Here is a 12,696-nt window from a genome sequence, read left to right as displayed (position 1 = left end):
CCGATGCGTATATCGACGAACGTCCATACGATTTTCATGCTCGTCGGCCCGACCGAATGCGGGAAGACGACGTTTGCCCAGCAAGTGCTGATCCCGCAGCTTGGAATCGCGGATGCGGGGAAACGGCTGCAAGCCAATGTGGCGTACATCTCTTCGGATCAATTGCGCCAGGAACTGCTCGGGTATGCGTACGACAAGTACGATCAGGTCATGCTGGAAGCGAGTGAACAAGCGTTTCGCCTCCTGTTCGAAAAGCTGCGGCTGGTCACGTCTTTCCCGATTAACGCGCCTTTCGTGGTCGTCGACACGACGGGCCTGGCCGAAGATTTTCGCGCGCGTGTCCGGGAGATCGCGAAGGAAAATCATTACAACGTGGAAGTCATCTTATTCGATTACCACAAGCGCGAGGATTATTACGCCTCCGAGCGGTCGAAAAAGCTGATTTCGAGCCACATCCTGCGGCTGAAAAAAGAAGTGCTGCGCGCCTTGTCCAAAGAAGGGTACGCCAAAATACACCGAATCCGGGCCAAAGATTTTGCTGCGGCAGAGCACGGGACAAATGGCGCGACTTCCTATGAGGTGCACATCGAAAACAAGGCAGACTATTTGGCTACGATTCTTGCCCCAGACAAAAAGTACATCATCGTTGGCGATGTGCATGAGTGTGTCCAAGAACTGAAAAGGCTGCTTGTCGCCTACGGATACGAGCTGGAGGACAATCGGCTTGTTCCGACAGACAAAGTCCGCGACACGCAGGTGATACTCGCTGGCGACTGGATTGATAAAGGCAAGCAAACTCGCGAGATCATCGAATTTTTGTACGACAATCAGGAGCATTTTCTGTTCGTGCTGGGCAATCACGAGCATTTTGTTTACCACTTTTTGCAAGGAAAAATCAAGGGCGTGGAGCCGACGTTGTTGGAGACGTACTTCGACTCTGTCGCCGTATTGCGCGCCGATCCGCGATTGCACGAAAAGTTCAACCAGTTGTACGCGATTTCGCAGCCGTTTTACCGCGTCCAGTCGCTTACAGGTCCGTCCTATTACGTGACACATGCGCCATGCGCAAACAAATACATCGGCAAGCTCGACACGATTGCCGCTCGCAATCAGCGCAACATCCGGATTGACCGGACGGATGCGCTCGAACAACAACTGACCTTTTTGGCCGAAGAAGCGGTGAGCAACCACCCGTATCACTTGTTCGGACACGTAGCGGCGAAGCAGGCGTTTCGTTTGAAAAACAAAATTCATCTCGACACGGGATGCGTGCACGGAAATGCGCTGACCTCCGTCATGATCACACACAGACCGCAGTACAAAACAGAGCGCTCCACACATGCGGCGATTACCGAAGCATTGCCGACCTTGTTCCAGGCGAAGCGGGAGGTGTCACTTGCCGAGCTTGCCAGCGAAGAAGTTCGTCGACTTGATTACTGCCTGCAACATAAAATCAATTTCATTTCCGGGACGATGCCCCCGGCAGACAAGGACGAAGCGACAGGCGAGCTGGAGTCGCTGCAAGCGGGACTGCGCTATTTTGCCGAGCGCGGGGTAAAAGAAGTGGTGCTTCAGCCTAAATACATGGGCTCGCGCTGCAATGTGTATTTGCATCGGACGATGGAGCATTGCTTCGCGGTCAGCCGCAACGGCTACAAGATCAAGCAGGTGGATTTAACCCCGATTTATGAACAGTTGCTTGCCAAATTCGCAGCGTATATGGAAGAAAATCAGGTAGAGATGCTGCTGCTTGACGGCGAATTGCTGCCATGGAGGGCAATCGGTGAAGGGCTGATCGAAAAGCAGTTCAAACCGATCGGTGCCGCTCTGCAAAGCGAGCTGACTTACTTGCAGGAGCACGGTTTTGAACAGGCGCTCCACAAGCTGATCGGGGAATACGACGCCAGCGGATTTGCAAAAGAACAGTTTCATCTCCCGAAAAACGCGTTGGCAGCCCAGTACGGCCCGACGTTGTACCAAAACTACAAGCACGTCCGCGAAATCAAAGACAGCTTGGTTCCGCTCGATCAGCACCTGGCTGCCTATGCGACTTATGAAAAGCAGCTTGTCCTGTACGGAGAGTCTGGCGAGCTTGCCTTCAAGCCGTTTGCTGTGCTCAAGCTGATTGATGCCAACGGAGAAGAGCGGCTTCCCGATGGCCGAACTTCTGAGTGGTACCGCTTTGTCAGTGAAGATGCGTGCGCCGTGATTGATCTGGACGACGCAGACAGGGCGTATGAACAAGCCGCCCGTTTTTTCCAAACGACGACACTGGAGCAGCAAATGGAAGGGATCGTCATCAAGCCCGAACTGCCGAACGGCAAGACAGTTCCGGCGATGAAGGTGCGAAATCCCGAATATTTGTCGATCATTTACGGCTACGATTACCGTTTCCCGCACAAATATCGCAAGTTGGTGAAACAGAAGCACATCGGGCAAAAACTGCGCACCGCCCAAAAAGAGCACGAGCTGGGCCAAAGCATGCTGCGCGTCAAGCTGGCGGATATTTCACCAGAGAACAAAGCGTACCAGCAAACCGTGGCGACGATGCTGTTTGAAGTCGCGCAGGAAAAAGAGATCGACCCTCGTCTGTAGGGGGAGGGCGCATACGAAAAGAAGCAAGTCCGCCTTCGAGCAACGAAGGAGCGGCGCCTCATTTTGTGGCAACGACATGGCATGCGGACGAATCAGAGGGAGAGTTGGTTGTCCCCGTTTGGTGGATTTGCCTGAGCGGATACAAAGCTTGAACGAGAAAGAGCCGGACACATGAAAAAGAAGCCTGTCACATGATCAGGCTTCTTTTTGTTAGTGGAAAACGGAAAAGTGGTTAGCTCGCGTGCTCGTTTTTCTTAGCAACAGGAGCGGCTTCCCATGCGTCCGCATTTTCCAGACCAGGGATGCTGTCTTTGTAGAACACAGGGTCTTTGCCTGCTTTTTTCTGTTCCTGATAATCGCGCAAGGCGGCAAAGGCGACTTTGGAGAGCATGAAAATCGCAATCAGGTTGACCACGACCATCAGCCCCATGAACAAGTCAGCCAAGTCCCAAACGAGTTGCACTTTGGCGACCGCTCCGAACAAAACCATTGCCAATACGCTGACACGATAGAGCATGAGCCACAATTTGCTCGTTTTCAAAAACTCGATGTTCGTTTCACCGTAGTAGTAGTTCCCGATCAACGTACTGAAAGCGAACAGGAAGACCATGACAGCGAGAGTAGCCGACGCCCAATCGCCGAGGTGGATGGACAGAGCCGCTTGGGAAAGCTCGATGCCGCTCAGATCGGACTGCTTGTACGCGCCGGAAAGCAAGATGATGAAAGCCGTGCTTGTGCAAATGATCAGCGTGTCTGTCAGAACGCCGAACGCCTGAATCAGACCTTGCTTGACAGGGTGGCTCGTCGTAGCCGTAGCTGCGGCGTTCGGTGCGCTACCCATACCTGCTTCGTTGGAGAACAAACCGCGTTTGACCCCGTGCATGAGCGCAGCTCCCAGCGTACCGCCAGCAACCTGCTCCAGGCCAAAGGCACTTTTCACAATCAGGGCAATCATTTCCGGCATTTTCGTAATGTTCATCATGACGATAAACAGGGCAACGCCAATGTACAAAATCGCAAGAACGATGACGATATACTCGGACATTTTCGCGATGCGCTTCACTCCGCCGAAAATGATCGCAGCAAAGGCGATGGTCATGATCAGGCCGATCGTCAGCCGATCTGTTCCGAACGAGTTTTCAAAAGCGAGCGTAATCGTGTTGGACTGCACCGCGTTGAACACCAGACCGAAAGACAAGGTGATCAATACCGCAAACAGGGCACCCATCCACCGCTTGTTCAGTCCTTTTTCCATGTAGTAGGCAGGACCGCCGCGGAAACCGTCTTTGTCTTTGATTTTATACACTTGCGCCAGCGTGCTTTCCACGAAGGCAGAGGCAGAACCGATGATCGCAATGACCCACATCCAGAAAACCGCGCCAGGACCACCGAGCGCTACAGCGATGGCGATTCCCGTAATGTTTCCGGTACCGACACGCGCGGCCATACTGATACAGAAAGCTTGGAAAGGAGAGATGCTGTCGGCAGACCCTTTTTTCCCTTCGCGAATCGCTTGGAGCATGTCTTTGATCATGCGGACTTGCAGGAAACGGCCTTTGAACGAGAAGAACAGACCGAGCACAACCAGCATGACGATCAGAACATAAGACCAGAAAAAATCGTTGATGGACGCTGTTACATCTAACAGAAATTGTTGCATGTTGTCACCTCGATTGGATAGATGGATTAAAAAATGCTGATATCCCACTCATGCACGATCTGCTTCAACAGGGATACACCTGCCACGCTGTTTCCGCATGAGTCGATGGCCGGGCCAAAAATGCCGATGCCGCAGCCGCCGGGAAAAGGGGATTGTGATCTCAGGTTGGGAGGAACGAGTGTCATAATTCCGCCAGACACGCCGCTTTTGGCCGGAAGTCCCACATAGGCAGCAAATTTGCCGGAAGCGTCGTACATGCCGCAAGTGAGCATCAACGCTTTTGCCAAGCGCACGACTTCTTTGGGCAAAACTTGCTCGCCGCGCAACGGGTGATAGCCGTCCAGCGCCAAAACCAGGCCGATCAGCGCGATCTGCTCCGTATTGACCTGAATGGAGCACTGTTTTAAATACACTTCCAGCGCTTCCTCGACTTCGCAATCCAGATACCCTGTGTCTTTCAGGTAATGCGCCAGCGCACGGTTTCGGTGTGAATGCATCCACTCCGAGACGAACACTTCCTCGTTAATGACAGGAGCCGAATCTGTAATCTTTTGGAAAATTGCGTATAAATAGTGCAGTTTTTGTTCCGGCGTACTTCCTGGCAAAAGCGAGGAGACGGTAATGGCGCCCGCATTGATCATCGGGTTGAACGGCTTGCCTGGCTTGTGCATCTCCAGACGGATAATCGAGTTGAACGCATCTCCCGTCGGCTCCACGTCCACGCGATCGAGCACGTAAGTCATGCCGTGGTGACAGCAAGCTGCGATAAAGCTGACGACCTTGGAAATGCTCTGCATGGTGAAAGGAACTTCCCAGTCACCAGCCGTCACTTTGTTTCCGGAAGGGCCGACCATGCAAATGCCGAGCTGTGTCGGGTCTGCTCGCCGCAAAGCGGGAATGTAACTGGCGCATGCACCCTCTGAAGCTTGCTCGCGATGGTAGGCGACCCACCGTTGCAGATGTTCTGTCACCTGCTGTGCTTCCCATTTGTTTGTCGATGTTGCTGTTTGAAACAAACCCCGTTCCCCCCAAATCCTGTACTGTAAGCCTGTTTGTCAAGGAGCGAAAGCGCTTCCACGCCACGCAAAAATCGTATATTGAACACTTTAAAACCAACCTACAAAATCAAACAAAAACCAACAAAAGCTTTCACGCATTTATATAAATATTTTTTCTATACTTGTCGTTTACGTGTTTTATGGATAAGAATAGTAAGGGGAAAAAAGTGACAAACCCTACAGCAATCCAACAGGGAGGGGGAAGTGGCGCATGCATTCCCCATTAAAAAAGGATGGCTACATCCTGGCACTCATGCTGATCACGGTTCCGCTGGCAGGCGAACTGAAATTTTATCCGGTCAACGAGACGTTTCGGATCAGCTTCGGCGCGCCGACCTTTTTCTTCTTCTTGCTTTTGTTCCAGCGGCTTCCGGCGGTGTTGCCCGGGTTTTTGACCGGACTGTCTGTCGTCGGCTTTCGCTTGCTGCTCGACTCGTACACGCACAGCCCGTTTCATTTGGCTGCTTCGATGCAAGAGCACTATTCGAGCTTTTTTTTCTACTTTTCGTATTCGCTGCTTTTTTATGTGATCCGAATGGAGCGGTTCCGCGAGCGGACATTGATCATCGGCGGAATCGGGATGGTCATTGAGGTCGTAGCCGATCTGGTCGAGCTGCTATCGCAGTATGTGCTGTTTCACATCGTCGTGACCTGGAGTTCGCTGCAAGAGATGTTCGTGATTGCGCTCTCGCACAGCTTCGTCGTGCTCAGCTTTCTGAATATGATCCGACTGTACGAGACGCAAGCCCGGGAAAAACAGACCCGCGCGCAGCACGAGCATATGCTGATGCTCATTTCCAATCTGTACGAAGAGTCGATTCATCTGAAAAAGACGCTGCAAAATGCGGAGAACATCACGGTCAAGTCGTTCGAGCTGTACCAGCGCCTGCAAGCGCAAAAAGACGGGCTTGAACAAGCTTCCGTCGACTCGTTTGCGCGACAGGCGCTGATTATTGCAGGAGAAGTGCATGAAATCAAAAAAGACAACCAGCGAATTTTTGCCGGGCTGCAAAAACTGATTACCCACGAAAATCGGACGGATTTTATGGATATTCATCAGTTGGCAGACATCATCGTGCGCTCCCAGCGGAAGTACGCGAGCCTGCTCGGGAAAAACATCGAGTTTACTTGCCTGATTTCTGGAGAACACCCGCCCTATCACGTGTTTACCTTGATGTCGTTGATCAACAACATCGTCGCCAATGCCGTCGAGGCGATCCAGAAGACGGGGAGCATCTTGATCCAGGTGAACCGGGACAAAGAGTTTGTCGAGATCAAAATTGCCGACGACGGCCCGGGTGTTCCGCCCAGGCGCAAAAAGCTCCTGTTCAAGCCTGGATTCACGACCAAATACGACGACAAAGGAGCACCTTCTACGGGAATCGGTCTTTCTTATGTAAAAGAGATGGTGGACGAGCTGCAAGGAGAGCTGGTTGTCGGAGACGGCGCGGCGGGAAAAGGAACGGAATTTGTCATCCGCTTGCCGATCAATCTTGTGAGGGAGAAAGAGGGAGACGATGCACTTTTACTTAATCGATGACGATGAAGCTGTGCGCCTGATGCTGACAGAAATTATCGAGGATGAGAACTTGGGGGAAGTGGTCGGCGAGGCCGAGGACGGAGCGCTCGTTGACGGTCATATGCTGACGATGAAACATGTCGACATCGTCCTGATTGATCTGCTCATGCCCGAGCGCGACGGGATTGAAACGATTCGCCAAATTCGGCCTGTCTTCAAAGGCAAGATCGTGATGATCTCGCAGATGGAGTCAAAAGATTTGATCGCCCAGGCTTACTCGCTCGGCAGCGAATACTACATTATTAAGCCAGTCAACCGGATCGAAGTGGTGACGATATTGCAAAAAGTCATCGAAAAAATCCGGCTGGAAAAATCGATTCAGGATATCCAAAAATCGCTGCATTCGGTCTTGCAACTGGATCAAGGGCTTGGCAGCCAGAACCGGGCGAGCAAAAGCGGCAAACAGTTGCGCGAGGCGGGGCAATTCCTTTTGTCCGAGCTGGGGATTGCCGGAGAGAACGGCAGCAACGATTTGCTTGACATTCTCGACTACTTGAACGAATGGGAGCAGAAGCATACGCTGAAAAGCGGCTTTCCAGCGCTCAAAGAAATTTTTGTCGCGGTTGCCCAAGCCAGACTGGGAACTGCCGCGGATGAAACACAAGTCATGAAAGTCGTCAAAGCGTCCGAGCAGCGGGTCAGAAGAGCGATCTATCAGTCCTTGAATCATTTGGCATCGCTAGGCTTGTCCGATCTGTCGAACTGGAAATTTGAAAATTACGCTTCCCAGTTTTTCGATTTTACGTTTGTGTGGAAAAAAATGGCCGAGCTGAAAAATAAAACGGCCACTGCTTCGGACATTCGCATCAACATGAAAAAATTTATTCAAGTTCTTTATGCCGAAGCCAAACGAATCCAGGCAGAAGCATAGCAAGCGTAAAGACGCAAAGCGACGGCACAAGAAGCCGTACTTGCCGTGACATGTCACGCAAAAAGCCCTGACCACTCGATCAGGGCTTTTTGCTGTCGGACAACCGGACACGCGGACTCCCGTCTCGACTGACTCTTACGTCCCGTCCTTTTCCATCAGCTTTTTCAGCTTGCGGTAGACGGTATTTCTGCCAATTCCGAGAATGCGCGCCGTCTCGGAGATGTTGCCGCCCGTCTGCAAAAATACGTCGACCATGTCGCTCTTGCCAGATTGGGTTCGTTCTTTTTGAGCATCGCTTATTTGTCCCTCGGCGGGCTTGGCAGAAAAGCTGGACAAAATGTAGGCAGGGAAGCGCTCCCGCTCAATTTTGCCTCCCTCCGACAGAAAAGCCGCTTCGCGCAGGGCGGCCGCAAGCTGACGCACGTTTCCCGGCCAACTGTAGCTCTCGATCAGCTTTTTGGCACTGGTTCCAAGCGCAAGCGGCCCTGTGCCCAACTGGGCTTCGATGCCGTGCAGCAGCAACTGGGCGAGCTGTAGCCGATCTGCACGCTCCCGCAACGGCGGCAGTGTGACCTGAACGCCTTGCAGTCGGTAAAACAAGTCAGCGCGGAAGCTGCCTTCCTGCACTTTTTGCCACAAATCGGTGTGCGTAGCCGTAATGATCCGCACATCGACGTGAATCGGCTTCGTTCCGCCTACCCGATAGACGGTGAAATCTTGCAGCACGCGCAAAAGCGCCACTTGCATCTCGGACGGCATCTCGGCTATTTCGTCGAGGAACAGTGTCCCTTGGTGAGCTTGTTCGAATTTTCCCGGCTGTCCGGTCTGTTTGGCTCCGGTAAACGCTCCCGGCTCGTAGCCGAACAGCTCGCTTTCTAGCAAACTTTTCGGAATCGCCCCGCAGTTGATCGCGACAAAAGGCTTGTCCGCACGCTCGCTTGCCAGATGAATCGCCTGGCTGACGACGTCTTTGCCTGAGCCGCTTTCGCCAAACAGCATAACCGTATATTCCGTTTTGGCTGCCCGCTTGGCAAGCCGAATGGCCGCGAGAAAGGCATCGTCTGTGCCGTATAAGTCATCAAAAGAGGTGAGACCTGTCCGATTTGCCCGGAGCGGCCTCGCCTTCGGTTTGGAGGATGGAGGGCTTGCGGCGATCTGCGGTGGACGCGTATCAAGCAGAACGGAAGCCTGCCAGTGATGTTCTCCGCCCCCTTTTGTGAGCAAGGGGAGGGAACGGGGAGTGGAAATGTCTTTTTGCCTGCCTAGCAAAGACTCGATGTCTGCTACTAGCTCTGTCACATGCACCTGTCCCAGCCGCTGTCTGTTTCCGCGCAGCAGTTGGTGCGCTTCGCGGTTGCCGCCCGTGACGATTCCGTCCTGATTGACGGCCAGCAGCGCGTGGTGCTTGGCGTTTTTCTCCGGATAGAGCGAGATGACCATCTGCCGATCGGGACGATGGATAAGCAGCCAATCTTCCACTTTGCGCGCCATCACATCGACCATGCCTAGTAAGGAAGGGTGGTACATCGCCGCATGTCCGCTAATATCGAGCACAGCTACCAGCTCGCCCTGCGGTCCGAAAATCGGGGAGGCGGCGCAATACAACATATGGTTGGAGTCAAGATAGTGGTCTTTTCCGACGACAGCCAGCGGTTTTTGTTCCACAATGACTGTCCCCGCCGAGTTGGTTCCGCGCACCTGCTCAGACCAGCAGGCGCCGTGATGGACCTGGATTTTTTCCGTGTCCTTGAGGAAGACAGGATCGCCTTTGCTCTCCAGGATGTAGCCCGACGTATCGCAGAGGGCGACGATCGAGTAGGAGCTTTTCAGCCAATAAGCCAATCGCTCCATGGTTGGGTCCATCGTTCTCATAAACTCTTCTTTTTGTTCCCTGTATTGCCGAAACTGGGTTTCTTCCAGTATGGCATCCTTTGCTGTCAACGCATTAACCCCATTGATCCGGCTTCGCTCCCACGACTTTTTCAGCAACGCATTGGTGGGTTCCAGCAAACGATTTCCCCCTCTAGCAGAGAAAATAAGACCTTCCTTTCTATATTACCACAATTTTCAAACTACAATGGGCAATGGAGCAATTGTATCGCAAAAATGGAGCAACTGTTCCAACGCAAGATTGCTAGATTCATAGAAAAGCCGCTGTTTGTAAGCGTTTTCTATTTGGCACAAAACATGCTTCTAGTAAGGGACGAATGCACATAAGCGAAAATGAGGAGGGGCTTACGTGGCGCAAACGGCAAAAATCACATTGGACCCGCGTGTCGAAGCTTTCTTGGCAGGCGGTCCGAAAAAGCTGTTCATTGGTGGGGAGTTTGTAGCGTCAGCATCGGGAAAAACGTTTGACACGATTGATCCGGCTACTGGTGAAGCGATTACGTCTGTTTATGAAGCCGATGCGATCGATGTCGATCTCGCGGTGCAAGCCGCAGAAAAAGCTTTTGCGACAGATTGGGCCAAGGTGACGCCTAGCGAACGCGGGCGGATGCTCTGGAAGCTGGCTGATTTGATGGAAGAGCATGCAGAGGCGCTCGCGCAGCTGGAGACGATCGACAACGGCAAGCCGATCACCCACGCCCGTTTCGCTGACGTAGCATTGGCGATTGATCACTTCCGCTACTATGCAGGCTGGTCGACGAAGCTGGCTGGCGAAGTGATCAACAATTCTGCCGGGCGCAACATGCTGACTTACACGCGCCGCGAGCCGATTGGCGTGGTCGGGCAGATCATTCCGTGGAACTTCCCGCTCTTGTTGGCTGCGTGGAAGCTGGGCGCGGCACTCGCTACAGGCAACGTCGTGATTTTGAAAAGCGCCGAGCAAACGCCACTGTCCGCGATCTATTTGGCGGAATTGATCCAGCAAGCGGGATTCCCCGATGGCGTCGTCAACATTATTACAGGCTACGGGCCGACAGCAGGCGCGGCGATTACGAACCATCCGCGCATTCGCAAAGTGGCTTTTACCGGATCGACGGAGGTCGGCAAGCTGATCATGCAGCAAGCGGCGGGCAATTTGAAGCGCGTGTCGCTGGAGCTGGGCGGCAAATCGCCGAACATTATTTTCCCGGACGCCGACTTTTCCAGAGCGATTCCTGGCGCGTTGATGGGCATTTTCTTCAATCAAGGCCAAGTGTGCTGCGCAGGCTCGCGCTTGTTTGTTCATAAAAAAGTGTACGACAACGTTTTGGCTGACATGACGAGCTATGCGGCCAAAATGAAGCAAGGCAACGGCCTGGACGAGTCGACAGAGATCGGGCCGCTCGTATCGAGCGAGCAATTTGAGCGGGTGACAGGCTACTTGCAAAAAGGGCACGAGGAAGGCGCGACTTCATTGACAGGCGGCGCACCGTTGGAAGGGCCGGGCTATTTCGTTCCGCCTACGATTTTTGCCGATGTCAATGAGCGCATGACGATTGCCCGGGAAGAAATTTTTGGCCCGGTTGTCGCAGCGATGCCTTTTGACGACGAGGAGCAAGTCGCAGATGTCATCCGGCGGGCGAATGATACGGAATACGGGCTGGCAGCAGGGGTGTGGACGACCGATCTGCGCAAAGCGCACAAAGTCGCGCATGCCTTGGAAGCAGGCACTGTCTGGGTCAACTGCTACAATGCGCTCGACGCTGCTGTACCGTTTGGCGGCTACAAGCAATCCGGATACGGCCGGGAGATGGGCTCGTACGCCCTGGATTTGTATACGCAGGTGAAGGCGGTCTGGGTCAACCTCGATTAAGACGTGGGCAAAAAAGCAAAAAACAGAGAAAACAAGGGGGAATCAAGCATGAGAGCGGCGCAAATTTTGGAGCAGCGTAAACCTTTGCGTATTGGAGAGGTGCCCGATCCGACACCAGGTCCGAAAGACGTGATCGTCCGGGTCGAAGCGTGCGGCGTTTGCCGAAGCGACTGGCACGCCTGGATGGGAGATTGGGACTGGATCGGACTCAGCCCGCAGCTGCCGATCATTCCGGGACATGAACTGGGAGGTGTCGTCGAGGCAGTCGGCAAAGAGGTGAAAAATTTCCGTCCGGGCGATCGCGTGACCACGCCTTTTCATGAAGGGTGCTCACATTGCGCCAATTGCCTCTCCGGCCATTCCAACCGTTGCGACAACCTGGCGATTTTCGGCTTTAGCTACGATGGCGCCTACGCCGAATACGTCCGCGTGCCAAACGGCGACTTCAATCTGATTCGCCTGCCAGACGAGGTAGACTCGCTGACAGCAGCGGCGATCGGTTGCCGTTACATGACAGGCTATCACGGCGTCATACGCGGAAACGTACAGCCGGGTAGCTGGCTGGCTGTGCACGGTGCCGGAGGAGTCGGATTGTCCTCGGTTCAGGTGGCGAGCGCAGTCGGCGCGATGGTCATCGCTGTAGACGTCGATGACGCCAAGCTGGCCAAGGCAAAAGAAGAAGGCGCCGTTGCCGTCATTAACGCCAGAAAAGAGAATGTCGTCGAGGCAGTCAAGGAAATTACGAAGGGCGGAGCGCACGCCTCCATCGATGCACTTGGCATCCGCGATACGATTCTCAATTCGGTGTTGAGCCTGAGAAAAGGCGGCAGGCACGTGCAGATTGGCTTGACTACCAAGGAAGAGGGCGGCATGGTCGGATTGCCGATCGATGCGATCACCGCGATGGAACTGGAGATCGTCGGCAGCATCGGCAATCCGCATGCGGCCTACGAAGGATTGCTTACGCTGATCGCCCAAGGCAAGCTGAACCCGTCTTCGCTCGTGTCCAAGGAAGTCGCTCTCGATGACGTGTCGGGCATTTTGGAAGACATGACGAACTACAACACATTCGGCTTTAATGTGATTACGAAATTCAGATAGAACAGATGAACCAGTGCGTCTCTGAGTAGGACGAGAGACACACTGGTTCATTTTTTCTGGGGGCCAGTGTGCTTAAAAAATGTTTCATAA

General features: G+C 53.4%; 8 protein-coding genes. 5 read left to right on the top strand and 3 right to left on the bottom strand.

Annotated features, from left to right (window positions below):
* Positions 1–3: 3 nt before the first annotated feature.
* Complete coding sequence (locus tag NST23_RS14855) at positions 4–2,595, top strand: metallophosphoesterase (protein ID WP_340964012.1); 2,592 nt, start codon at positions 4–6, stop codon at positions 2,593–2,595.
* 232 nt (positions 2,596–2,827) lie between these two features.
* On the opposite strand, the gene NST23_RS14850 is transcribed toward NST23_RS14855, so the two are convergent.
* Complete coding sequence (locus tag NST23_RS14850; protein WP_122966408.1) at positions 2,828–4,255, bottom strand: alanine/glycine:cation symporter family protein; 1,428 nt, start codon at positions 4,253–4,255, stop codon at positions 2,828–2,830.
* Between the two features lie 26 nt (positions 4,256–4,281).
* Positions 4,282–5,226, bottom strand: coding sequence for a glutaminase (locus NST23_RS14845; RefSeq protein ID WP_340965190.1), 945 nt, complete (start codon positions 5,224–5,226; stop codon positions 4,282–4,284).
* 298 nt (positions 5,227–5,524) lie between these two features.
* Here NST23_RS14845 and NST23_RS14840 point away from each other — a divergent pair, with 298 nt between their 5' ends.
* Both NST23_RS14840 and NST23_RS14835 read left to right on the top strand, forming a co-directional pair.
* The gene (locus NST23_RS14840) at positions 5,525–6,853 is read left to right on the top strand and encodes a sensor histidine kinase (protein WP_122966410.1); all 1,329 of its coding nucleotides are present in this window, start codon (positions 5,525–5,527) and stop codon (positions 6,851–6,853) included.
* Positions 6,831–7,763, top strand: coding sequence for a response regulator (locus NST23_RS14835; RefSeq protein ID WP_122966518.1), 933 nt, complete (start codon positions 6,831–6,833; stop codon positions 7,761–7,763). Before NST23_RS14840 ends, NST23_RS14835 begins: the two co-directional genes overlap by 23 nt.
* Before the next feature lie 135 nt (positions 7,764–7,898).
* On the opposite strand, the gene NST23_RS14830 is transcribed toward NST23_RS14835, so the two are convergent.
* The gene (locus NST23_RS14830; protein WP_122966411.1) at positions 7,899–9,773 is read right to left on the bottom strand and encodes a sigma-54-dependent Fis family transcriptional regulator; all 1,875 of its coding nucleotides are present in this window, start codon (positions 9,771–9,773) and stop codon (positions 7,899–7,901) included.
* Positions 9,774–10,002: 229 nt separating this feature from the next.
* Between NST23_RS14830 and NST23_RS14825 the strand changes: the two genes are divergently transcribed.
* Both NST23_RS14825 and NST23_RS14820 read left to right on the top strand, forming a co-directional pair.
* The gene (locus NST23_RS14825) at positions 10,003–11,505 is read left to right on the top strand and encodes an aldehyde dehydrogenase family protein (protein WP_122966412.1); all 1,503 of its coding nucleotides are present in this window, start codon (positions 10,003–10,005) and stop codon (positions 11,503–11,505) included.
* A 48-nt stretch (positions 11,506–11,553) separates the two neighbouring features.
* A complete protein-coding gene (locus NST23_RS14820) occupies positions 11,554–12,606 on the top strand; it encodes a zinc-dependent alcohol dehydrogenase family protein (protein ID WP_173598074.1) in 1,053 nt (350 codons plus the stop codon).
* The last annotated feature ends 90 nt before the right edge of the window (positions 12,607–12,696 follow it).

Source organism: Brevibacillus sp. FSL K6-0770, assembly GCF_038000275.1.
Lineage (GTDB): Bacteria > Bacillota > Bacilli > Brevibacillales > Brevibacillaceae > Brevibacillus > Brevibacillus parabrevis.
The sequence above is the reverse complement of the archived record's forward strand: the minus strand, read 5'-3'. Positions and strand labels throughout refer to the sequence as shown.